The following is a 24,207-nucleotide window of genomic DNA, read 5'->3' on the forward strand; positions in this document are numbered from 1 at the left end:
TGAGCGGTCCACCCGCGTTGAGGGCACCGCTCCCGCCTTGCTACCTCACGACGCGAACGCCCGCAGCACCTTCGCGAAGGTCGTCAGCTCGTCGATCATTTGCGGCGGAAGCGGCTTCTCGTCGAAGTGGGCGATCCGGTTGCGGATGTCCTTCACCCGCTTCAGCAGGCCGATGAACTGCTCCCGGGGCATGTTGGGCCACTTCAGGGCCTCCCAGTTGCGGTCGGCCTGCTCGGCGAAGGACTGCTTCGTCTGGTCGCCGTCCAGGAGTCTCAGGTAGTCGCCGAACATCAGGTCCGACACCTGGCCGGTGCGGTGCTCCGGCTTCTTGTTCGTCTGGACCGCCTTGACGGTCTCCGTGTCCAGTGCCGCGCCCAGGCAGCGGCGCAGCAGCGACTCGATCTCGCCCACGATGAAGAAGGGGCGCGCCGCCCCCTCGAAGCGTTCCGTGACGTCGGCGGCGGTGACGATGCCCGAGAGGCAGCCGTCGTCGCCGCGGACGAGCAGGTAACCGTGCTCGCGGATGACCGGGAGGGCGGCGAAGAACTCCTGTCGGGCGTCGGCGACGGGCAGTGAGTCCTTCTCCATCGCGTTGTCGAGCGTGGCCTCCTTCCCCGCTTCGTACATCTTGGCCACGGATCCCCAGGTGACGACTCCGTGGACCTGCGCCATCCCGGTGGTCACCGGAATCTGGGTGAGGCCCTTCGTACGCATCAGAAAGGTCGTCTGGGACAGGGGCGTGCCGGGGCCCACGGACACCACGCCGCGCCGCGCTGACGGGATGTCGCCGAGCAGCAGCCGCTGGGGCAGGGCGTGCGAGGGTAGGGCCTCGTCCGTCGCGTCGGCCTCGTCGTCCGTGTCAGCCGGCATGCGCTGTGCGGGGACGGCCGCCAGCGGCACGACGTCGACGGTGGTGCGCAGACCGCAGACGGCGAAGTCCGGCAGCGTGGTCAGCCCGGCGTCCGTCAGGGCCTGCGAGATCCGGTGCACCGTCCGGTGGTTGCGGACCCTGACCTGGAACAGGTCGAGGATCTCCTGCACGGACACGGTCCTGCCCTTGAGCGAGGCGAGGTCCCGCTCCTGAGGCCTGGTCGTCATCGGGCGTCGTCCTCCGGCAGGTCGCGGAGCATCGTCTTCTTGCCCATGGCGGAGTGCACCAGGTCCTGCAACTGCTTGGAGCGGTCTCGGTAGAAGCGCTCGTAGTCGTTCTCCCGCAAGGCGTCCGGATCGATCAGGTGGGTGGACAGGACGTCGTCGAACCACTCGGGACGCATGTCGGACGCGGCGATCATCGTGGACAGGTACGACGACGGCGCCCCCGTCATATCCATGGCCGCGCGGTACGACAGGGGGGTCTTGTTCACGATCGAACTGGTGGGCAGACCCTGGCTGTTGCCTCGCCGGAACCACGTCTTCGGGAAGATCTGCCGGATGTCCACGCCGTACTCGTCCAGCCTGCCGGCGCTGAGCGGGGCGTCCGTGTGGTGCCAGTCCACCGCCCCCTGCTTGATCAGCAGGGCGTAGATCCCCTTGTAGGCGGCGCTGTTGCGGGTGGTGAGGGTGTCGAGGCGGTCGGCGAAGAAGAACGCCTCCGTGACCGTCTCGGGTGCCCTATCGTCCTGCGCGATCCAGGGGACGAGTTGCTCGACGTCCTTGGTGAAGCGCGTCTCCGTGGAGCCGCCGTACATCTCACCGAGGACCCCGCACCAGTACCACTGCTCGGTCTTCTCCTCCGCCCCCAGTCCGTCCATCGCCGTGTCGAGGATGGCGCGGACGGCCGCGAGCGGGACGAGCTGCGTCTTGTACGGCAGGTCGGCCGGGCGGACGATGCACTGCCGTTCCAGGAAGTCGCCCACCCACGCGAAGGCGTCGGCGAGATTGGGCGCCAGGCGGACGAAGTCGGCCAGGGGGAGGTCCAGCAGGTCGCGGCGCTTGCAGGACACCGTGGCCCCGAGGCCCGCCTGCTTGCGCTCCCAGGTGCGTACCAGTGCGATGGCCTGCAGGAAGTCGATGCTGCTCAGCCCGTTCTCCAGACCGCTCTCGATGCGGCCGAAGACGGGGTACTTGCTCGCCAGTGCCTGCTTGATCTCACGCCACACCTCGGGGAGCTGGTAGTAGTCCCCGGTCTGTTCCACATAGTCGCGGTCCCCGGCGTATGTCGCGGTGAGCAGTTCGAAGACGTTCAGGGGCACGCCGCCCGTGTTGACCCGCTCGAACACCGCGCAGACGGCGTCCATGGAGGTGGAGGCGCCCAGCCGGATCATCGGGACCTGGAAGGCGCGGACCTGCTGGAGGACCGCTTCGTCGAACTGGCCCCACAGGTCCCAGTTCCGGTCCTCGTCGGCCTTGATGTACGCCTTCTTCCACTCGTTCACGCGCTGGGCGTCGAAGACGAAGTGGAGAGGGAAGAGGCCGACCGCGCACTCGGCCTCGGTGCTGCTCAGATCCAGCACCACGGTGCGGTTGAAGTCCGTCCTGAGTACCTTGTCGGCCGGGACGGACACGATGGCCTCGTCGCGGTCCCCGGACGGTCCGACGGCCTTCGCGATGTCGACGTAGTACCACCGCTGGATGGGCTTGCCCCGGGAGTCCGCTGTCTCCACCGGGGCGTCCAGCCACAGGGCCTGGAAGAGGGATGTGAGGCGCTGCTGTCCGTCCAGCAGCAGGAGGTCGGCCGCCGGGTCCCCGTCCGGCCGTGCACCGGTGAGGGTCCGGGAACGGAACCGGGTGGCGCCGCCGGTCTGCAGCGTCATCACGACGCCGAGCGGGTAGTCAAGGGTGACCGTCGCGATGATCGCCCGGATCCGGTCGTCGTCCCACTTCCAGTTCCGCTGGAAGTCGGGCAGTTGTAAGGAGCCCGAGGCGACATCCGCCAGAACGTCCTTCAGCTTCACGTTGTCGAGGGCCGCCATGTGACTCCACTTCCCACCCTGATGTCTGTACGGAGAGTGATTTCATCAGCGCTTTCCGGTGACGGTCAACTGGTTCACCGAACAACGAGGTAACCGAAGCACCGCCCGGATCAGGTCGCAGGGCCGTGGCTTCTAGGAGAGGGGCGGCGGGCCTCACATGGTCCGGACCGGGCATCGGGACGCTTCCTCGAGGCCATGTCGCACAGGGAGATGGAACACTGGTCTCCGTGAGCACCACCGGATCCAAGCGCCCCGTCCAGGTGAGCGCAGCCCGCCGCCGTACCGTCATCGACGCGCTGCGGCGTGGCGCCGTGCCCGAGAGCGGACTCGATCTGCTGGCCGCCGGCCTCGACCGGTTCGAGACGGCCCTGGACGCCGAGCTGGACGCCGTGGCGTCCGGGGGGTCCGTGTTCAAGGCCGTACGGGGTGAATACGGCTCAGGCAAGACGTTCTTCACACGCTGGCTGGGGGAGCGGGCCAAGCGTCGCAACTTCGCCGTGGCCGAGATCCAGATCTCGGAGAACGAGACACCGCTGCACAAGCTGGAGACGGTCTATCGGCGGCTCACCGAAAGGCTCACCACGTCCAGCTTCCCACCCAGTGCCCTACGGCCCGTGGTCGACGCCTGGTTCTACGCCCTGGAGGAGGACGCCCTCGCGGTCGGCGTGACCGAGGAGGAACTGCCTGTGGAGGTGGGGAAGCTGCTCGTGGCGCGACTCGCCGAGGTGTCCCGGCACGCTCCGTCCTTCGCCACCGCGCTGCGCGGTTACCGGGCCGCCCTCGCGGACGGGGACGAGGCGACCGCCTCGGCCGTCCTGGCGTGGCTCGGCGGCCAGCCGCATGTAGCGGCCTCCGCTCGGAGGTCCGCCGGGGTGCGCGGAAACCTGGACCACTTCGGTGCCCTCGGTTTCCTGCAGGGGCTCCTCACCGTGCTGCGCGACTCCGGGCACACCGGACTCTTCGTCGTGCTCGACGAGGTGGAGACGCTCCAGCGGGTCCGGTCGGACGCCCGGGACAAGGCGCTCAACTCACTGCGGCAGCTCATCGACGAGGTGCACTCCGGCCGCTTCCCCGGCCTGTACCTCGTCGTCACCGGCACACCCGCCTTCTACGACGGGCAGCAAGGGGTGCAGCGCCTGGCACCGCTCGCCCAGAGGCTCGCCACCGACTTCACCACCGACCCGCGCTTCGACAACCCCCGGGCCGTACAGATCAGGCTTCCCGGTTTCAACCAGGAGTCTCTGATCGGCCTCGGTGCCACCATCCGGGATCTGTACGCCGAGGCCGCCGCGTCGCCCGCGCGTGTGCGTACGGTCGTCGACGACTCCTACGTCGCGGACCTCGCGCGGGCCGTCGGCGGGGCGCTGGGCGGGAAGGTCGGGGTGGCTCCCCGCCTCTTTCTGAAGAAGCTGGTCGGGGACGTGCTCGACCGCGTGGACCAGTTCGACGACTTCGATCCCCGGCAGCACTACCGGCTGACGGTCGCCGATGGCGAACTCACCGACGTGGAGCGAAACCTGGCCACCACGGTCGCCGGCGGCTCCGCGTCGGCCGACGACATCGACCTGGAGCTGTGATGGCGTTGGACACGGGGAGCCCCGCCGGTACGGGCCCGGGTGGGGACGGAGTCGACGTACTCGACCGGTTGGACCCCGTCGTCCTGCACCACATCGTCAACACCCTCGGCTGGCCCGATCTGCGCCCCCTTCAGCGGGCGGCGATCACACCACTCATGGACGGGCAGGACGCCGTGCTGCTGGCGCCCACTGCGGGCGGCAAGACCGAGGCGGCCTGCTTTCCGCTGCTGTCGGCGATGGCCGAACAGAAGTGGACCGGCACATCCGTCCTGTACCTGTGCCCGCTCAAGGCGCTCCTCAACAACCTGGTCGGCCGCGTCGACTCCTACGCCCAGTGGCTCGGGCGGCGCGCGGCGCTCTGGCACGGCGACACCAAGGAGTCGCAGCGGCAGCGCATCCGTACCGAGGCGCCGGACGTCCTGCTCACCACGCCTGAGTCACTCGAAGCGATGCTGATCGGCGTCAAGACCGACCATGCGCGGCTGCTGGGAAGCGTGCGGGCCGTGGTCGTCGACGAGGTGCACGCCTTCGCCGGCGATGACCGGGGGTGGCACCTGCTCGCCGTGCTCGAACGGCTGGAGAGGGTCACCGGGCGGCCCATCCAGCGCGTCGGGCTTTCAGCGACCGTCGGGAACCCCGCCCAACTGCTGCGCTGGTTGCAGGGCGCCGGCGCCGGTAGCCGTACGGGGCAGGTCGTCGCCCCGGGGGCGGAGCCGCCGCTCGACCCCGGCGGGGCAGGGACGCCCGACGAGGCGGACGGCGACCGCCCCGGGCCCGCGGGCGAGGTGGAACTCGACTACGTGGGCTCCCTGGACAACGCCGCCAAACTCATCGCGGCCCTGCACAGGGGAGAGAAAAGGCTCGTCTTCTGCGACTCCCGCCGACAGGTCGAGGAGTTGGGCGCTGCGCTGAGGGCCCGGGAGGTGACCGTCTTCCTGTCGCACGCCTCCCTCTCCGTCGACGAACGCGCCCGTTCTGAACGGGCCTTCGCCGAGGCACGCGACTGCGTCATCGTCTCCACCTCGACCCTGGAACTGGGCATCGACGTGGGCGACCTGGACCGCGTCCTCCAGATCGATTCGCCGGCCTCCGTCGCCTCGTTCCTGCAGCGCATCGGTCGCACGGGCAGACGCCCCGGTACCGTGCGCAACTGCCTGTTCCTCACCACCCGCAAGGACACGCTGCTGCAGGCGGCCGGCCTGCTGCTGCTGTGGTCGCGGGGCTGGGTGGAACCGGTCGTCCCCCCGCCCGAGCCGCGCCACCTGGTAGCCCAGCAACTGCTGGCCGTCACCCTGCAACAGCACAAGCTGGGCGATCAGTTGTGGGACCGGCAGTGGAACGGACTCGCCCCCTTTGACCGGTCCGCCGCCCCGATCCTCCGCTTCCTCACCGAGGAGGGCTACCTCGACAGCGACGGCGGCATGATGTTCGTCGGGCCCCAGGCTGAACGCCGTTTCGGCAAGCGGCACTTCATCGAACTAACCGCGTCCTTCACCGCGCCACCGCAGTTCACCGTCCTGTCCGGGCGCACCGAGATCGGCCGTACCGATCCGAGTGTGCTCACCGAGGAACGCCCTGGTCCGCGGCGGCTGCTGCTCGGCGGGCGTAGCTGGCAGGTCACGTACATTGACTGGCTGCGCAAGCGGGTCTTCGTCGAGCCCGCCGACGGCGGCGGCATCGCCAAGTGGATGAACGGCGGTGTCGCCGGGCTGTCCTTCGCCCTGGCGCGCGCCATGCGCGAAGTGCTGCTGGGCACGGACCCGCCTGTCACCCTCACCCGGCGTGCGGAGACCTGCCTGGCCGAACAGCGTGAGACGGACGCACCCGACATCGTGCACCCGGGCGGCACGCTGATCACGCGCGTCGGCTCCGACGTCCGCTGGTGGACCTGGGCGGGCTACCGCGCCAATGCCACCCTGGCAGCCACCCTGCAGTCGGTGACCGACCCTCTGCAACGGCCCACCGACAGCTGGTTGCGCCTGCGTGACAACCTCACCCCGGCCGAATGGCGCATGGCCCGTGAGAACGTCGGCGAGAGTCTCGTCCTGCCTGACGTGGACCGCCGGGCCGTACGCGGCCTCAAGTTCGCCGCCGCCCTTCCGGAACGCCTTGCCGTGGCGACGGTGGCGGCCCGGTTGGCCGACTTCGAGAGCGCCCGCTTGGTGCTCGGCGAGCCGACGCGCTTTCAGTAGAGGCTGCGTCGTCGGCAAGGTGGCCGCGCAAGCGCACTCTCTACCGCTCTGCCGCGTGCTCCTGACGGAGCGTGAGCGACTGTTGCCGTGAGCACCGACGGAGGCGTCAAGGGCCCGTTGCAAGTGGATTAGTGGCCAATTGTGGCGTGTTCATTATCACTTCATCATTGCAAAACCGCGTAAGCCTATTGTGCGCACTCTGTGGACATGTCTATAAAGCCTCCTACTTTTGATCATTGATGTGGGGGGTCCCGTGCGTCCGGCACGTCCGCTTGTCGTTTCTGTCGCTCTCCTGATGGCTGTGCTGACGGGAACGGAGCACGCCGTCGCGGCAACCGGCCGTTCCGGGAACGACCGGTCCGGGAGCACCTCCACGGGAAGTGCCCCTGACCAGAAGTGGGGCAGCGCTGACGGGCGCAGCCACAAGGCCTCCGCCGAAGCCACGGACGCGGCCGCCAAGGGCGGCAACGACGGGCCGCTCAAGGGCCGCGGCGAGCTTCCGGTTGAGGGCGACGCGGGGACGACCGAGCTGGGTGGTACGCCGAAGCCGCCGGAGCCGGGGTCCGTGAAGCAGGTGGCGGCGCCCGACGCGCCCGCCACCGACGGCTTCGACGCCAAGCGCAGCGAGGAGGTCAAGGGCAGGCGCAAGGAGCGGGAGCGCACCTTCCGTAACGAGGACGGCACCTACACCACGCGCTTCTACAGCGAGCCCGTCAACTTCCGTGCGAAGGACGGAAGCTGGAAGGACATCGACACGACGCTGGTGCCCAAGGCGGAGTCCGGCCCGACGACGATGAGCGCCGAGGAGGGGGACTGGGAGACTCGCTCCACCGAGACGCCGATCGACTTCGCCGGCTCGGCGGACGCCGATCCCCTGGTGCGTATGCAGGTCGGTGACGGTCTGTCCATCGGGTACGCCGTCGAGGGTGCGAGCGCTGCCGTCGGACAGGCCGACGGCAGTGTCATCACCTACCCGGACGTACGCCGCGACGCCGACCTGGAGCTCATCTCCGGTAGCGACTCGGTGAAGGAGACTCTGGTCCTCAAGAGCAAAGACGGGCCCACCACTTGGCGCTTCCCACTGGAACTCCAGGGGCTGACCGCGAGGATCGACGAGCACGGGAGCGTGGTGTTCGCCGATGCCAACGGCAACCAGCGCGCCTGGATGCCCGCCGGGTGGATGCAGGACTCGAACCTTGCCGAGGACGCCAACGAGGGCGCCATATCCTCGGGCGTCACCTACGGCCTGGACGAGGTGAATGGCCGTCAGGTCCTGGTCATGAAGCTGGACGAGGAGTGGCTGTCGGCTCCGGAGCGGGTCTTCCCCGTGCGTGTCGACCCGTCGGTCAAGTCGTTCGACTCCACTTCGGGGACCTATGTGCAGTCCCCGTACAACCAGAACTTCTCCAGCGACACCGTGCTCAAGGTGGGCACGTATGACGGCGGCAGCCACAAGGCCGCCGCGTTTCTGCGGTTCGCCGGTGTGGAGAGCACGCTGAAGAACGCGTGGGTGCTCAACACCAACCTCGCGCTCTACAACACATGGTCGCAGTCGTGCACCGCGCGCCCGGTGACGGTCCACCCCATCACCTCGAACTGGTCGGAGTCCACGACCACCAAGTACCCGGGCCCGTCGACCGGTTCGTCGCTGGCCTCGAAGAGCTTCGCGCACGGCTGGCGTCCGTCGGGCACGGAGACGTGGTCGTGCGGTCCGGCCTGGGAGAGCATCAAGCTCGGTTCGGCCGGCCGCAAGCTGGTCAACGACTGGACCCACGCCCGGAAGAAGAACTACGGCCTCGCCGTCAAGGCGTCCACCAGCGACTCCAAGGGCTGGAAGCAGTTCGGCTCCGACGACTACCCGAACGGCAAGCCCAGCCTGGACGTGACCTGGACGAAGTACGGCGCCACCTACACGATGGGTGACTTCACCGCTCCGGTGACCGCCACCTCCCAGGGCGTGCAGAAGCTCACCATCAGGAACCAGGGCCAGGAGACATGGCCCGCGGGCGGCGACTACAAGCTGCGTTACAACCTGTACGACTCCAAGGGCGTCGAGATCGACGACAGCGGCAAGATCGCGTACACGGAGATGCCGGAGGCGGTCTCGCCCGGCGAGAGCGTGACCGTGGACGCGAAGATCGCGCCTCTGGCGCCCGCCACGTACACCTTGCAGTGGACGATGACCGACTACGGCGTCAGCCGGTTCACCACAGCCGGCGTACCCGGACCCGCCATCAAGTTCTCCGCGGTGAACATCCCTCCCCAACTGACCGCCGAGTCCCCGGGCAGCGGGGCCGTCGTGGACACGCTGACCCCGACCCTGTGGGCCAAGGGCAAGGACATCGACGGTTACCCCAAGGCCACACTCCAGTACACCTTCGAGGTATGCGAGGTCGAGGGCAGTGACGTCCGCAAGAACTGCAAGAAGGGCACGCGCAGCGACGAGACCCAGTGGACGGTACCGTCGGGCTGGCTGTCCTGGGGTAAGACCTATGCGTGGTACGCCTACGCGTACGACGGTGACGAGACCTCCGCGCGGCCGGGCGCTGCGCTGATCAGCACCGAGGTGCCGCAGCCGACGGTGACCAGCCATCTGGGCGGAGCCGACAGCGGCAAGGAGATCGGTACCCGGGCGGGCAACTACGTCACGGCCGCCACGGACGCCGCGCTCACCACCGTGGGCCCGGAACTGGCCGTCACCCGCACCTACAACTCCCTCGACCCCCGCGCTGACGGAGCGTTCGGCTCCGGCTGGTCCACCCGCTGGGACATGCGGCTGCGCCAGGAGGCCGAGACCGGCATGGTCCTGGTGACCCTCGCCGACGGCTCCCAGGTGCGCTTCGGCAAGAACGCCGACGGCACCTACGCCAGCCCGGCTGGCGGTTCGCTCACCCTCCAGAACCAGAGCGGGGCGTGGCAGCTGCGTGAACGGTCCGGCAGCGTCCACCACTTCATGGCCAGCGGCGTACTCTCCCGGATCGTCGACTCCGCCGGGCGCGGCCAGAAGGTTCAGCACCAGACCGAGACCGGCGGTCCCGTCACCAAGGTCACCGACGAACTCTCAGGTCGTTCACTGAACTTCACCTGGTCCGGCAGCCACGTCGCCACGGTGACCACGAGCGCGGTCGGCCCCGACGCCTCCGGCCTGACCTGGTCGTACTCCTACGACGGCGACCGTCTGACCAAGGTGTGCCCGCCCTCCTCGACCACCAAGTGCACGCAGTACGCGTACGACACCGGCTCGGTCTACCGCAGCGGTGTTCTGGACGCCTCACCGACCTCCTACTGGCGGCTCGGCGAGAGCGAGGGCGCCACGGCGGCAAGCGACGCCCCCTCGCGCACCGGCCTGAACGACGCCGCCTACCGGGACGTGACACTGGGCGGCACCTCGGCCGTCGCCGGCACCACCGACACGTCGGGCGGCTTCGACGGAGTCGACTCGGTGGTCGAGTTGCCTTCGGACACGCTCCAGTCGACGGCCTACCCGACGATCGAGCTCTGGTTCAAGACGACCAAGGCCACCGCCGTACTGGCCGGCTTCCAGAACGAGGAACTCGGCGACAAGCCCACCTCGTACCGTCCGGTCCTCAACATCGACGCGGCCGGAAAGCTGCGCGGCGAGTTCCGCCGGGTCGGCGTCACCGGCGCGACCGGACCGATCACCACCACCACGGCCGTCACGGACGGCGCCTGGCACCACGCCGTGCTCACCGCTTCCGCGACCGGGCAGACGCTGTACCTCGACGGCAAGAAGGTCGGCTCGATCGCGGGCGCGGTGGCCGATCAGTCCCGAGAGTACGCCTTCCTGGGCGCCGGATACGCCAGCGACAGCTGGATGGGCGTGGCCACCGGCGAGTACCGTTTCGCCGGGCAGATGGACGAAGTCGCCGTCTACGCACACCCGTTGAACGCCGCGACGGTCGCCGAGCACTACGCGGCCCGCGCCGCTGTCGGCCAGGTCAGCAAGGTCACGCTGCCGTCGGGCCGGGTCCACGCCACGGCCGTCTACGACTCCGGCTCCGGACGGCTGAAGGAGCACACGGACGCCAATGGCGGTACGTGGACGGTCTCGGCCCCCTCGTACTCCAACGCCTCGTCCTCCTACGCGCGGACGATCCAGAGCGGTGGAGCCACCGGCTACTGGCGGCTCGGTGAGCGCAGCGGAGCCGAGGCGGTCAGCCCGCTGGGCGAGGAGCTGAACGGCAGCTATCTGGACGGCGCACGCCCCGGCAGCCCGGGCATCTTCTCCAGTGGTGACGACACCTCCGCCGAGTTCGACGGCAGCGGAGCCGTGGAGGTGCCCACCGAGACGCTCGGCACCGCGACCGCGATGTCGGTCGAGCTGTGGTTCCAGACCACGGAACCCGGTGTCCTCGCCACCATGCAGAACACCGAGTTCGGCGACACCCCGACCGGCTGGCGGCCCATGCTGGTGATCGACGCTGACGGCAAACTGCGTGGCAAGTTCTCACCGGACGCGACCAGCATCCTGTCCCGGTCGGCTGTCACCGACGGCAAGTGGCACCACGTCGTTCTCACCGGCAACTCCGGTGCCCAGGCCCTCTACGTGGACGGCGTCACCCAGGGCTACAACCAGACGGGTGTCCCCACGGTCCGCCACCCCCATGTCCTCATCGGCGGTGGCTACGCCTCGAGCGGTTGGGACGGCCAGGCAGGTGGGTACCGCAACTTCACCGGGCAGATCGACGAGGTCGCCTTCTACGACAAGGCGATCGTCCCGTTCACACAGGCCGGTTCTGTCTGGCTCCCCGTATCGGGGCGGTCGAGCACGCCTGCCACACATTTCCAGGCCCGTAAGGACCTGACCAGTGGCAGCGACGCGCAGTACCGGAACGTGGCCGTCGCGGACACCCCGGCCGCCTACTGGCGGCTCGGCGAGGAGTCCGGTACCGCTCTGCGGAGCGAACTCGGCGGCTCGGACGCGACCGCGACCTTCCGCCCGGACAGCGACGCGGCGGACACCGGGCTGGACGCGGACGGAATCTTCGGCCCGTCCGGCGACACCGCGCTGGGCGCGGGCGGCACCACCTACACCGAACTGCCCGGATCGCTGCTCGCGGGTTCCACCGAACTCGCCGTGGAGCTGTGGTTCAACACCTCCATGCCCACCGGTGTCCTGCTCGGATTCCAGGACGCGCCGATCGACCAGGTCCCCGGCTCGTTCCGTCCGGTCCTCAACATCGACGAGGCCGGCAAGCTGCGCGGTGAGTTCCGCCGGGCCGGCGTCACCGGCGCCACCGGTCCCATCACCACTGCCCAGGCCGTGACCGACGGCGCATGGCACCATGTGGTGCTCAGTGCCGACGCCACCGCCCAGACCATGTACCTGGACGGCGTCAAGGTCGGCTCGATCACCGGCGCCGTCTCCGACCAGTCCCGTCCGTACGCCTACCTGGGCGCCGGATACGCCAGCGAGAGCTGGATGGGCGTGGACCCGGACCCGTACTACTACCAGGGCACCCTCGACGAGGCCGCCCTGTACCGCCACCCCCTCACCGCCGAGCAGGTCTCCGCCCACTACCGGGCGCAGGCCGAGCCGGCCGACTCCACGCTGACCACCACGGTGAAGGTGACCGACCCGAAGCAGAAGACCGGCTCGGCGACCTATGACGCGCTGCGCGGCCAGCGGGTGCTGTCCCGGACCGACGCGGCAGGCGCGGTCACCGGCTACGCCTACGACACCGGCGGCAACCTGCACACCGTCACCGACCCCAACGGTCACGCCACGATCACCGGACACGACAAGCGCGGGAACACCGTGTCGACCACCACGTGCCGGGACGCCGACTCCTGCTGGACGTCGTTCAGCTCGTACCACGTCGACGAGGCCAACCCGCTCGACCTGCGCAACGACAAGCCGCTGACCGTCCGCGACCAGCGCTCCAAGGACCACAAGGACGACCGCTACCGCACCTCGTTCACCTACAACTCCCTGGGCCTGACCACCAGCACGGTCCGCGCCGACGGCAGCGCTTCGTCGACGACGTACACGGCGGGCACCGAGACCGCGGTCGGAGGCGGCATCGTCCCGGCGGGTCTCGTGGACAAGGAGACCACTCCCGGCGGCGCCGTCACCGCTTACCGCTACTACGCCAACGGCGACCTGGCGGAGGTGACCTCCCCCTCCGGGCTCGTCACCAAGTACACGTACGACGGGCTGGGCCGGAAGATCTCCGAGACCCAGGTCTCCGACACCTACCCGAGCGGCGTGGCCACGACCTACGCCTATGACACGGCCTCCCACGTCGTCACCGAGACCGGCGCCGGGGTGAAGAACGAGCTCACCGGCACCACCCACACCGCGCAGATCAAACGCGCGTACGACGAGGACGGCAAACTGCTGTCCGAGACCGTCAAGGACACTACCGGCGGCGACACCGAGCGCGTGACGGCGTACCACTACGACGAGCACGGCCTGAACGACAGCGTCACCGACGCCGAGCTGAACACGACCCGGTTCGAACACGACGAGCTGGGCCGCGTCGACGGCATGACCGACCCGGCCGACACGCACTACACGTACACCTACACCGCGAACGGCCTGCACGCCGAGACGGTGCTCGACGACTGGCGGGGCGACCCCTCCGGCACGCTCCGCGACCTCGTCGTGGTCTCCAACGCATACGATCCGGCCGGCCGTCTCGCCTCCACCACGGACGCGATGGGCGCGACCACCGCGCACACCTACTTCGACGACGGCCTGGCGGCCACGACCACCGCCAAGCAGGTCACCCAGTCCGACGGCAGCAGACGCGACATCGTGCTGGAGAGCAACACCTACGACCCCGCGGGTCACCTGACCAAGCAGGTCACCGGCGGCGGGAAGACCACACGGACGTTCACCGTCGACGCGCTGGGCCGCACCGAGCGCAGCGTGCTGGATCCCGGCGGCCTGGACCGCGTCACGACCCTCGCCTACGACGGAGACGACCGGGTCAAGCAACAGGCGCAGACCATCACCGGCGACAAGAAGCTCACCACGACGTCCGAGTACGACCCTGCGGGCAACGTGAAGAAGCGGACCGTCACCGACGGCACCAGCACCCACACCACCACCCACACCTACGACAGGCGCGGTCTGCCGCTGACCTCGGTCAGCCCGCGCGGCAACGAACCGGGGGCGACCGCAACCGCGTTCACCACGACCTACCGGTACGACGAGCTGGGCCGCCTGGTCCAGGAGACCGCGCCGCAGGTCCAGGCCGAGGAGAACGGCGGCTCCGCCACGGCGGTGCAGCCGGTGACCCGCACGGGTTACAACACCTTCGGCGAACCCACCGAGGTCAAGGAACCCCGGGGGCAGATCACCCGCTCCGAGGTCGACCGGCTCGGCCGTACGACCGCGGTGACGCTGCCCGGCTACACCCCGCCGGGCGGCAGCGAGCTCACCGCGACCACCCGCACCACGTACAACGCGCTCGGCCTCCAGGAGTCGGTCACCGACCCGCTGGGCCGGGTCACCAGCTACGACTACGACCAGTTCGGCCGGCTGATCAGCAAGATCGACCCACCGGCCAACGCCATCGCCGCGCTGCTGGAGGGCGGCGGCAGCTCCGAGATCCAGGTCGGCCCGACGACCGCCCACAACGGCGGCGGGATCACCGTCTACACCTGGACGCCCACCGGCCTCCAACTGTCGGCGACCGACCCGACCGGCGCCCGCACCGAGGCCACGTACGACGAACTCGGGCGGCAGCTGACCGCGACGACCGTCGAGCGCTACCCGACCACCCAGAACCTGACCACCCGCTACACGTGGGACGACGCGGGCAACCAGACGGTGTCGAGGACACCCGCCGAGCGGATCACGTCGGCCACCTACAACCCGGCGGCGGAGGTCACGTCGGTGAGCGACGCGGCCGGCACCACGCGCTTCGGGTACGACGGTCTGGGCCGCCAGATCGAACTCGTGGACGCCACCGCCCGCAAGACCATCACCACGTACAACGCCCTTGGCGCCGTCACCGCCAGCACCGACTACGGCACGGGCAGTACGGCCCTGCGCACGGCCGGCCAGGAGTACGACGCCGACGGCAACCGCACCGCCGTGGTCTCCGCCGAGAAGAAGACGCGCACGACATACACGTACGACGCGCTCGGCCGGATGGCCAAGCAGGTGGAGCCGGTCACGTCCACCAAGTCGATCACTACGACCTTCGGCTACGACGCGGCGGGCAACCGCACCCGTCTCACCGACGGCCGCACCAACGCGACGATCTACACCTTCAACAACTGGGGCCTGCCCGAGTCCACGATCGAACCCGCCACGGCGGCCACCCCGAACGCGGCGGACCGCACCTGGACCACGGTCTACGACAAGGCCGGACAGCCCGTCAGTGAACTGCTGCCGGGTGGCGTCAAGCGCGAGCGCACCTATGACGGCCTGGGCCGACTGACAGCGGAGACCGGCTCCGGCGCGGAGGCGGCCACCACCGCCCGCACCCTGGAGTACGACCTGGCCGGCCGCCTCACCGTCGTCGGCGTGGCAGGCGGCGCCACCCAGAACACCTACACCTACAACGACCGTGGTCAACTGCTGACCGCGGCGGGTGCCGGCGGCGGCGCCGACTACACCTACGACGCCGATGGCAACATGACGTACCGCGAGACCGAGGCCGGCAACACCGACTACGGCTACGACAGCGCCGGACGCCTCGACCGGGCCGGGGACTCCCTCACGGGCAATGACGTCTGGTACGACTTCGACGCCGCCGGACGCCCGAAGCTGGAGCGCTACGCGGTCAAGCCGTCCGGCTCCACGACCTGGACGGAGTCGACCCGTCGCACCTACGACTACGACGACCTCGGCCGCCTCAAGAGCGACAAGGTCACCCTGCCGGACGGCACGGGCACCATCGCCTCGACCGACTACACCTACGACCTCGACAACCGTCTGAAGAGCAAGAAGACCACCGGCACGGCGGGTGCCGCGGACAACTCCTACGGCTACGACGACGCGGGCCGCCTGACGTCCTGGGTGAACGGCACCATCACGACGTCGTACGAGTGGGACGACTCCGGCAACCGCACCAGGGCCGGCTCGGTCTCCGCGACCTTCGACGCCCGCAACCGCCAACTGACGGACGGCGCGAGGACGTTCACCTACACGCCGCGCGGCACCCTTGCCTCCGTGAACAACGGCAGCGGTACGACGCGGACCCTGACCTCCGACGCCTTCGAACGGAAGATCACCGACAGCGGCGTCACCTACTCCTACGACTCCCTCGACCGCGTCCAGACCCGAGGCTCGACGACCTTCGCCTACGACGGAGGCTCCAACAACCTCGCCACCGACGGGACCAGCCAGTACAACCGCACCCCTGCGGGCTCCCTCCTCTCCACCTCCACCGGCACCACCAAACGGTGGGCCCTGACCGACCAGCACACCGACCTCGTCGCCGGCCTCACCCCCGACGGCACCGCGGTCAACGGCTCCACCGCCTACGACCCCTTCGGCACCGAGACCGCCACCAACGGCACCACTCCCGCCGTCGGCTACCAGTCCGGCTACACCGACCCCGCCTCCGCCGACGTCAACATGGCGGCCCGCTGGTACCAGCCGGGCACGGGCTCCTTCGGGTCCCGCGACACCTGGCAGCTTGACCCGATGCCGTCGGTGCAGGGGAACCGGTACGCGTACGCCAACGCCACACCGCTGAACGCCACCGACCCCACAGGACACTTCCCGCTGTGCTGGACGATCACGGGCGCGGTGGCGTGCGGGACGATCCTCGGTATCAACGCCGCGGTCGGCTACGCGCTCACCAACTGGCTGAGTTCGTCGGGCGGCGGTTCGTGGGGAGGGCTGCGCCACGACTACTCCGGCAGCCTCGCGGACTCACTCAGGAACCAGTCCCGCAGATTCTCCGGACAACAGCCGGCCGCACGGACCGCACTCGTCTACACGGGATACGGCTCCGGAGGCACCACCGGACCTGCCACCCGCAACGTCTGCAACGGGTCCTGCACGACGCAACCGACGAAGCCGCCCAAGCCGCCGATCGACCAGAACCCCAACAACGGCAGCAACCCGGTCACCGCGCCCACCCGCCCGCCAGTGGCACCGATCTGGTTCTCCGGCGCCTGGTCCGTCGCCTCGGGGGCGGGCGTGGCCGCCACGATCACGGCTCAGGCCATGGTCGACCTCGCGGCGATCGCGCTCTTCACTCCGGACGACCTGCCCGACCCCTTCCTCGACGAGGCCCGGAACCCTGGCGGTGATTCCAGGAGCCCGGAGAACTGCGATGATCAGGCAGGTGAGAACGCGGTTGGCAACATTCAGTACCTTCCGCGCGAACGGTTTCGTGAGGGGCCGGACGGTTGCCGCGCGACCGGTATCGTCGCCGACTTCGGCGGGGCCGATGACATGGCCGACGGCACGAAGACCGCGTGGAAGGCGGACTGCGAGAGCGGTATGGTGACGCCCCCTGACTACTGGAAGCTTCCTCCAGGCCGCAATCGTGCGCGAGGTCACCTCGCAGGTTGCCAGTTCGGGGGTTCGGGAACCGATCTGCGGAACCTGGTGCCCTTGCACCGAGCCGCGAACAGCCCAGCCATGAGCACCATTGAAAACCGCATAGCGAACGAAGTCCGTGATGACCAGGCCGTGCACTACGAAGTCACACCGGTCTATGGGAATCCCAAGTCGGGAATCCCCTCTCTCGTTCATATCGAGGCGCGTGGAAACAAGGGTATGGATGTCGACTGCTATGTGATCAATAGTGCGGCGGGAGATAGCCCTGTCTGTTCTTCGGAAATCTATAGAAAGTGAGTGGAATGTCTGACTCTCTGGAGTCGTTGCTGGGGGAAAAAGAGCGATTTTGGCCGGCCCCCCCGGACTCGTGGCGCATCGTCGAGGACTGGATCGGACAGGAACTTCCAGTCGACTACAAGGCGCTCGTGGACGGCTACGGAGACGGAATTCTGTGGAAGCACCTCTTCGTTCCGCATCCTGTGGGGACGGATTCGCTGCTGAACTTCATGCAGGAGGAGCGAAGGGATTTTCACGCAGCGTACGAACATGTCCGCAATATTCCGGAGGAAATCCGGGAATCCTGGGACCGTGTTGTTCCATGGGCGTATCATGATTGGAACGGGGATGTCTGTCTGCTCATTCCAGGGGCGGGACCAGATCAGTGGAACGTTGCCGTAGCGTTTCGCCAATGCCCCGAATTCATGTGGATTGAAGGTGGCGTTACGAGCCTTCTCCGGTTGATTGTGGAAGAGAATCGATTTCCCCGCGGGTGGCCGGTGACGGACCTTCAGTGGCAGTCCATGCCGGACAGCCCCCTTGTGTGACAGTTTGCAAGACCGGAAGGGGGGTGGATGTTACGTCGGTGTCCACCCCTTTGAGGATGACTATGCCGCGTGATCTCACCGACTCCCTGACCGGAATGCTGGGGCCGGCGAGGAGCGCGGTCCCCAAGACGGGGCCTCCGAAGAATGGAGGATTTTGACTTGCGGTGGAGATCCATGTGAATGAGGTCGTGGAGCAATGGCCGTGGCATCCTGCAAGGCTGGTGAAACGCGGAGCCCCGGATTGCAAGGAATCCATCGGATACGTGGCGGCATTGGCGCGGGGCGATCGGTCAACCTCGCTTCTTCCGGGGCTGGCGATGGCTCGGCGATCGGCTGTTTGCCTGATATGTCCCGTGCTGTGTCGGACTGGCCGTCGCGTGACTCTGCGGGGGCGTCGGCTTCCTTATCCGGCGGGGGTAACGTCAGGGGCCCGGCCCTCGACGGTGACGGCGTCTCCGTAACGCTGTTCGAGTAGGGGACGGGCCTGGGCCGGGTCGTCGGTGTTGACGACCACGACACCGCGCACCATGTCCGGCCCCACGGCGCTGACGCGCACGCCCTCGCTCCGCAGCCGCTCGTTGTCGCCGACGATACGGCGGGTCAGGGCGTCGAGTTCCTTGGCGCTGCGCGGGGCGTCCGCGAACCGCACGGGTTCGCCGGGAAAGCGCCGTGACACGGCCGCGTCCAGTGCGGAGTCGTCGCTCGGGACCCGGTGGACGACGGTGGTGGCGCCGTCGACGGCCACGCCCGCGAAGTGTTCGGGGAACCGCTCCCCCGCAAACTCCGCGACGGCGTCGGCCGTGGAGGAAGCATCCTCCGTGCCGGTGCCGGTGCCGGTGCCGGTGCCGGGGTTCGAGGTCAGCGACTTGCCGGGGGACGGGCTCGCCACCTGGGGGGAGGACGTCCGCGCGTCGGCCGCCTCGCCGGCGCAGGCCGTGGCGCCGAGCGCCAGCAGGAGCAGGGCTGCGGCCTGGGCGGTCATCTGCCGTGGTGCACGGGGCCAGTTCATGGTTTCAGGCTAGCTCTCGGGCGGCGCCCAGGGAGGGCGCGGGATGCGGGGAAAGGGTCGGTGTGCGGACGCCGCGGGCGGTGTCCGCACACCGACCCGGCTCAGCCGGTCTTGACCGTTACACCGAGTCCGCTGGTGATGGACCCGATGTTGACGTGGAAGGACCGGATGGAGCACTGCCGTCCGTCGGAGTCGAGGCCGGTGCAGGGGCCCAGGTTGCTTCCCGTCGCGATGTGCGAGATCAGGCCGCGTGCGGTGATGCGCTCGGGGTTGGTGTGGGTTCCGGCGACCGGGCCGCCGCTGTCACCCTCGCCGACCGTGGCGTCGCCCTCCTCGTTGAGGGCCCAGAAGCCGGGACCGACGAGGACACCCTCCGCGTTGGTCAGGTACTGGTTGGTGCTCTCCACCCGCAGCACCGAGGCGCCGGACCACGAGCCGGAGGCGAAGACATAGGAGTTGACCCCTGGGTTGGCGGCGGCGCCGACATAGGTGCCCTGGTTGGAGTCGGTCGGGCCGATGTAGATGGCCGTGCCGTACGTGGCGCCGGTCAGCACCATCGCGTCCAGCGGCTTGCTGCCCGCGTCGCTGTTGCCGACGAGGAGGTCTCCCTGCGGGGTCCGCCATTCCTTGTTCGCGCCGCAGTGCTCGGCGGTGAGGATGCCCTCGGTTCCGTTGCTCCTGCGGACGGGGAACGCCGTCGTGCAGTAGCTGTAGGTCCGGAAGATGGGGTCGACCAGCCGGTCGATGGCGTTGCCACCCCAGAAAGGCTCGGTGTCGTTCCACCGGCTCACGGACTCGGACCGGGCCTCGGTGGTGTAGCGGATGGGTATGCCGTCCGCCGTCTCCGTGGGGAGCGCGGAGCGTGCGGCCAGTGTGGCCACGGACGTGTCCGTGGCCAGTTCGATGGCGGTGAAGTCCGCCGTCGGACCCACCCTCGTCACCTTGCCCGCGAGCCCGGACGGTGGGGTGGTGCCGAGGGCACGGGAGGCGGAGTCGAGTTCCGCGAGCGAGAACTCGGCCTTCTCGACGGTGACCGGGACGGCCGCGTCGTCGACGATGGACCGAAGCTGTGCGGGAACGTTTCCCTTCCAATGGAGTGTCACCTGGTCCGGCTCCACGGTGAGGCCCGTGAAGCCCTTCAGACCCTTCTCCCGGACCGCGATGTCGATCGCGTCGGCGGTGTCCTGGGCTTGGCGCTGACCGGCCATCCGCGCGTCGGAGAGGATCTCCGCCCGGCCGAGGCCGCGTTCGGCCGAGTCGGGCTCCGGGCCGACTTCGCCGCTCGCTGTCATTCCCGCCGCGACGACACCGGTGGCGGTCTCCGAGCCGGCGATCGGTTCCGCCGCCGGCCAGGCCGCGGCGGTCATCGCGAGAGCGACCACCGTGGTGACCGCGAGGCGTCTCGTTCTGCTGTGCACATGTCCCCCTGCAAATCTTGCTTGACGACAGACGTACGTGGTGTGACCCACGTGCCGCCGATCAACTTGACATAACGAAGCCTCTGTTGGCCATAAATTGGTCAAGTTTCGTTCCTGTGAAAGCAAAAAACGCTGGCAAAATGAAGAGATTTGTCATGGTGTTTCCGGTTCGATCCCGTGTCGGCGTCCGAGGGGTGAGGCAAGGTAACGGCCGCTCGCTGTACGGGTGCTGACGGTCCGTCGAACGTGACGATGTCTGTCCTTACGTCACTCGGGCAACGGGTAGAGCCTCGCCGCGAACGCTTCGAGGAAGTCGGGGAAGGGGTGTGCGCGACGCGGTTGCCGGTGGCAACGCGACAGCGGTGACGTGCCGGGACGCGTGGTGCAGGGCGGTGGTCCCCGCCGCGCCGACCGTGCACGCGCCTTCGACCTGTTCGAGGTGGACGTCCGGTACAACACCAACGACTACGACGTCACCAACAACGTGACCAGCAGCTGCTCGGGCAAGTGCGACCTCCAAAACGTCGGCACTACGAGGCCGGGCACGTCTTCGGATTGGATCCTGTCGAAGGCTCCAGCCGCAGCAACCTCGCCATGTACCCAAACTCGGCGAGTGCGCGGAGAAGTGGTGCACGCTCGGCTACCGGTTACGGCGCTCGGCGTTCCCTGGACGCGTGACCTCCAGGGGCCCCGGGCAACCTCTCAGCCGAGGATCAGCGGCAACTTCCTTGCCAGATCGCCGAGTTGAGCTTTCCCATCGTCCGTCGGTGCTCGACGGCCCGTGCCGATCAGGAGGGCGTCCTCGTCGGTGAACGACATGGGGAACGCGGCTCCGGCGATCCGTTCCAGCGCCGCGCGGGAGTGGGCCAGGCTCTCCGGGGTCGGGCCCGAGGCGGACGGGAGGTGGGCGGTCAGGTCGAGGTGGTGGAGGGCCCATTCCAGGACGTACGCGGTGAGGTAGTCGGCGACCGTGAGGACCTGGTCCTGGGTGCTCACCCGGGTTGTGGGGTCGGCGAGTTGGGCCGCGCGGCCGGCGGCGGAGCCCACGTCGTCCAGGTGAAACTTGAGGAGGGCCGGGTCCTCGTACGCGGCGGCCAGGCGGACCGTCAGGGCGTCGAGGGGGTCGTCGCCGCTCGGGGGCTCGTTCGTGACCTGCCAGTACGTCGTCGCGTCGACCGTGGGGGCCGTATCGGCGGGGGTGGCCAGGGTGATCAGGACGTCCTGTGCGTCGATGACCAGGTGGCAGACGAGGTCCCTCACCAGCCAGCCGGCGCAGCCCGAGGGCCGCTCGAAGTCCTTGTCCGCCAGGTCGGCGACCGCCGTGCGCAGCGCTGCCCAGGAGTGTGAGAAGAGGTCCACCTCCGCAAAGTACTGCAGAGGTGATTCAGGTGGTTCGATGCATTGACCCTTTGTCGGTGGGCGCGCTTTCATCGCCTGCAACCTCGTGAGTCCTCTGCGACGTGCCGGGGGCGACGGGGGCGGGGCGACTGGGGTCGTCCCCGGGTGAAGGGGGAGCCAGTTGACAAGACCTTCCTTACATGTGCTCGCGAACGCCCTCGTCGTGGGGGCCGTCGTCGTGGGTTCCGCCTGGCCCGCGCAGGCGGCGGTCGGCGACGACGAGGTGCCGGGTGTCGTGCCGCGCACCGAGCGGATCAGCGTCGCGGCCGACGGCAGCGGCGGCAACGGCCACTCCGTCGACCCCGTCGTCAGCGCGGACGGGCGCGTCGTGGCCTTCATGTCGTCGGCGACCAACCTGGGGCCGGAGACCGACGTCCGCAACAGCATCTACTACCGGACGGGTCCCGGTGAGCCGTTGCAGCGGGTGGTGGTGCCGGGGGAGACGACTTCCACGCCTCAACTGTCCGAGTCCGGGCGGTACTTGACCTTCGGGTCGTTCTCGGCCGCGACCGGGGCGTCCTCCGTGCACCTCATGGATCTGAGCACCGGGAGCGTGGAGCGCCTGGCAGCGGAGACGGATGACGGGTACCAGGTGTCGTACGGCATCGCGCCGGTCAGTGCGAACGGGCGGTACGTCGCCTTCGTCGCCCGGTCCACCGTCGATCCGAACGGGGCGTCCGCCTGCCGGGTCATGCTGCTGGACCGCAAGACCCGGGAGGTGCGGCGAGTCAGCCGGGAATCGGACGGCTCGAAGACCTACTACCGGTGCGAGCAGGTCGCGATGAGCGCGGACGGGCGCAAGGTCGCCTACCTGGAGGGTTACACCGGACCTGGCACCGGCGATCAGGGCGACATCCTGGTGTACGACCGGAAGAGCGGGCGTACCGTGCACGCCGACGCCACCCACGATGGGGCGCCGGCCGGCACTTCGTCCTTCGCCCCCGTGCTGAGCGCCGACGGCTCCAAGGTCGGCTTCAACTCGGCGGCCACCAACCTGGTCGCGGAGACCGACACCAACAACGGCGTGAACGCCTTCGTCCGCGATCTGCGTACCGGTGAGCTCCAGCGGTACGACGGCCACGCCCCCACCGACCTCACGCTGCTGTCCGACCTGTCCGCCAACGGCTCGAAGCTGCTGCTCAACACGGCGGACGCGAACCGTACGTCGCTCGGGCTGATCCTGCGCGATCTGTGCACCGGACAGGAGGAACCGCTGTCACCGGGGCAGGACGGCAAACCCGTCACCGTGGGGGATGCCGCGCTGAGCGGGGACGAGTCGACGGTCGTCTTCGAGTCCTACTACCCGGGTCTCGTCCCCGAGGACACGAACCTCATCGGGGACGTGTTCGTACGCACCTTGCGCTGAGCCACCAGGCGTAGGGCCATAGGGCGGGGGCGGTGCGTGGCGCCGCCCTCGCCGCGTGCCCATGCGCGCCGCCCCGCCCCCAAGGCCCACCCCAGGGTCCACCCTCAGCCGGTCACCCCCACCACCTCCGCCAACCGCCTCCACTCCGCCCGTGGCAGCGCGTCCCCCTCCCGCCCGTCGACCACCTGCAACGCCACGTGATCAGCCCCCGCCGCGTGGAACTCGTCCACCCGCGCCCGGATCCGATCATCGTCACCCCACGCGTACACCGCGTCGATCAGCCGGTCGCTGCCCCCGTCCGCGAGGTCGGAGTCGGTGAAACCGAGGCGGAGGAAGGTGTTCGTGTAGTTCGGCAGCCCGAGATAGAAGGCGAGGTGGGCGCGGGCGACGGACCGGGCGCGGCCGGGGTCGGTCTCCAGGACCACCTTCAGCTCGGGGGCCAGCAGAGGGCCCTCGCCCAGGGCCGCGCGGGCCTCGGCGGTGTGTTCCGGGGTCACCAGGTACGGGTGTGAGCCGGCCGCCCGGTCGCGGGAGAGGCGGAGCATCTTCGGGCCGAGCGCGGCCAGGACCCGGCGGTCGGCGGGCACCCCGGCCCCGTCCAGGGCGTCCAGGTAGTCGACCATGGCGGCGTACGGGCGCCGGTACCCCTCCGTGAGCTTCGCGTGGCTCACGCCGAGGCCGAGGAGGAAGCGGCCGGGGTGGGCGGCCTCCAGTTCGGCGAAGTGTACGGCCGTGTCGGCGGCCTCGTGCTGCCAGATGCTCTGGATGCCGGTGGCGACGGTGATGTGTGACGTCGCCTCGACCAGGGGGACGGCGTGCCGGACCGTCGTGCTGCCGCCGAGCCAGACCGCGCCGTACCCGAGATCCTCCAACTCCGCTGCCGCGTCGGCGAGTTCGCCGTTGCGGGCCGGGTCCTCGGCCCGCAGGCCGATGCTCCAGACGCCGTACCGTCCCACGCTGTTCTCTTTGGTCATGCAAACGCCAACCCGGCCGCCTTCGTGATCTATTCCGGTGGG

General features: G+C 69.0%; 11 protein-coding genes. 5 read left to right on the plus strand and 6 right to left on the minus strand.

The genetic code is table 11. The features are described 5' to 3' along the window. Positions 1-45 precede the first annotated feature (45 nt). Both ACWD26_RS02830 and ACWD26_RS02835 read right to left on the minus strand, forming a co-directional pair. On the minus strand, positions 46-1,098 hold the full coding sequence (locus ACWD26_RS02830; RefSeq protein ID WP_451265521.1) for a CBS domain-containing protein: 1,053 nt from the start codon (positions 1,096-1,098) through the stop codon (positions 46-48). After that, positions 1,095-2,912 carry a GmrSD restriction endonuclease domain-containing protein gene (locus tag ACWD26_RS02835; protein WP_451265523.1) on the minus strand — a complete coding sequence of 606 codons (1,818 nt, stop codon included), beginning with the start codon at positions 2,910-2,912 and terminating at the stop codon, positions 1,095-1,097. Before ACWD26_RS02835 ends, ACWD26_RS02830 begins: the two co-directional genes overlap by 4 nt. Before the next feature lie 227 nt (positions 2,913-3,139). Between ACWD26_RS02835 and brxD the strand changes: the two genes are divergently transcribed. The 4 genes from brxD to ACWD26_RS02855 all read left to right on the plus strand — a co-directional run bounded on the left by brxD (position 3,140) and on the right by ACWD26_RS02855 (position 18,000). Further along, positions 3,140-4,489 carry a BREX system ATP-binding protein BrxD gene (gene brxD, locus ACWD26_RS02840; protein WP_451265525.1) on the plus strand — a complete coding sequence of 450 codons (1,350 nt, stop codon included), beginning with the start codon at positions 3,140-3,142 and terminating at the stop codon, positions 4,487-4,489. Then, on the plus strand, positions 4,489-6,681 hold the full coding sequence (locus ACWD26_RS02845) for a DEAD/DEAH box helicase (RefSeq protein ID WP_451265527.1): 2,193 nt from the start codon (positions 4,489-4,491) through the stop codon (positions 6,679-6,681). The genes brxD and ACWD26_RS02845 overlap by 1 nt, the downstream gene beginning before the upstream one ends. Positions 6,682-6,976: 295 nt before the next feature. Next, positions 6,977-17,473: a LamG-like jellyroll fold domain-containing protein gene (locus ACWD26_RS02850; protein ID WP_451265529.1), complete on the plus strand. Its 10,497-nt coding sequence runs from the start codon at positions 6,977-6,979 to the stop codon at positions 17,471-17,473. Positions 17,474-17,478: 5 nt separating this feature from the next. After that, positions 17,479-18,000, plus strand: coding sequence for a hypothetical protein (locus tag ACWD26_RS02855; protein ID WP_451265531.1), 522 nt, complete (start codon positions 17,479-17,481; stop codon positions 17,998-18,000). Between the two features lie 403 nt (positions 18,001-18,403). On the opposite strand, the gene ACWD26_RS02860 is transcribed toward ACWD26_RS02855, so the two are convergent. The 3 genes from ACWD26_RS02860 to ACWD26_RS02870 all read right to left on the minus strand — a co-directional run bounded on the left by ACWD26_RS02860 (position 18,404) and on the right by ACWD26_RS02870 (position 21,786). Then, positions 18,404-19,009 carry a hypothetical protein gene (locus ACWD26_RS02860; RefSeq protein WP_451265533.1) on the minus strand — a complete coding sequence of 202 codons (606 nt, stop codon included), beginning with the start codon at positions 19,007-19,009 and terminating at the stop codon, positions 18,404-18,406. Positions 19,010-19,110: 101 nt separating this feature from the next. Then, on the minus strand, positions 19,111-20,427 hold the full coding sequence (locus tag ACWD26_RS02865) for a hypothetical protein (RefSeq protein ID WP_451265535.1): 1,317 nt from the start codon (positions 20,425-20,427) through the stop codon (positions 19,111-19,113). Between the two features lie 702 nt (positions 20,428-21,129). Further along, positions 21,130-21,786: a maleylpyruvate isomerase N-terminal domain-containing protein gene (locus tag ACWD26_RS02870; RefSeq protein WP_451265537.1), complete on the minus strand. Its 657-nt coding sequence runs from the start codon at positions 21,784-21,786 to the stop codon at positions 21,130-21,132. A 181-nt stretch (positions 21,787-21,967) separates the two neighbouring features. Between ACWD26_RS02870 and ACWD26_RS02875 the strand changes: the two genes are divergently transcribed. Then, on the plus strand, positions 21,968-23,191 hold the full coding sequence (locus tag ACWD26_RS02875; protein ID WP_451265539.1) for a hypothetical protein: 1,224 nt from the start codon (positions 21,968-21,970) through the stop codon (positions 23,189-23,191). A gap of 104 nt (positions 23,192-23,295) precedes the next feature. Here ACWD26_RS02875 and ACWD26_RS02880 read toward each other — a convergent pair whose 3' ends face one another. Further along, on the minus strand, positions 23,296-24,165 hold the full coding sequence (locus ACWD26_RS02880; RefSeq protein WP_451265541.1) for an LLM class F420-dependent oxidoreductase: 870 nt from the start codon (positions 24,163-24,165) through the stop codon (positions 23,296-23,298). Positions 24,166-24,207: the final 42 nt, after the last annotated feature.

It is taken from the genome of Streptomyces sp. NPDC002787, from assembly GCF_053592095.1.

What these genes read in the sequence shown, in the direction of transcription:
- ACWD26_RS02860 (WP_451265533.1), bottom strand. Translation starts at nt 19,009, where the DNA reads ATGAACTGGCCCCGTGCACCACGGCAGATGACCGCCCAGGCCGCAGCC.
- ACWD26_RS02835 (WP_451265523.1), bottom strand. Translation starts at nt 2,912, where the DNA reads ATGGCGGCCCTCGACAACGTGAAGCTGAAGGACGTTCTGGCGGATGTC.
- ACWD26_RS02850 (WP_451265529.1), top strand. Translation starts at nt 6,977, where the DNA reads ATGGCTGTGCTGACGGGAACGGAGCACGCCGTCGCGGCAACCGGCCGT.
- ACWD26_RS02845 (WP_451265527.1), top strand. Translation starts at nt 4,489, where the DNA reads ATGGCGTTGGACACGGGGAGCCCCGCCGGTACGGGCCCGGGTGGGGAC.
- ACWD26_RS02880 (WP_451265541.1), bottom strand. Translation starts at nt 24,165, where the DNA reads ATGACCAAAGAGAACAGCGTGGGACGGTACGGCGTCTGGAGCATCGGC.
- ACWD26_RS02855 (WP_451265531.1), top strand. Translation starts at nt 17,479, where the DNA reads ATGTCTGACTCTCTGGAGTCGTTGCTGGGGGAAAAAGAGCGATTTTGG.
- ACWD26_RS02830 (WP_451265521.1), bottom strand. Translation starts at nt 1,098, where the DNA reads ATGACGACCAGGCCTCAGGAGCGGGACCTCGCCTCGCTCAAGGGCAGG.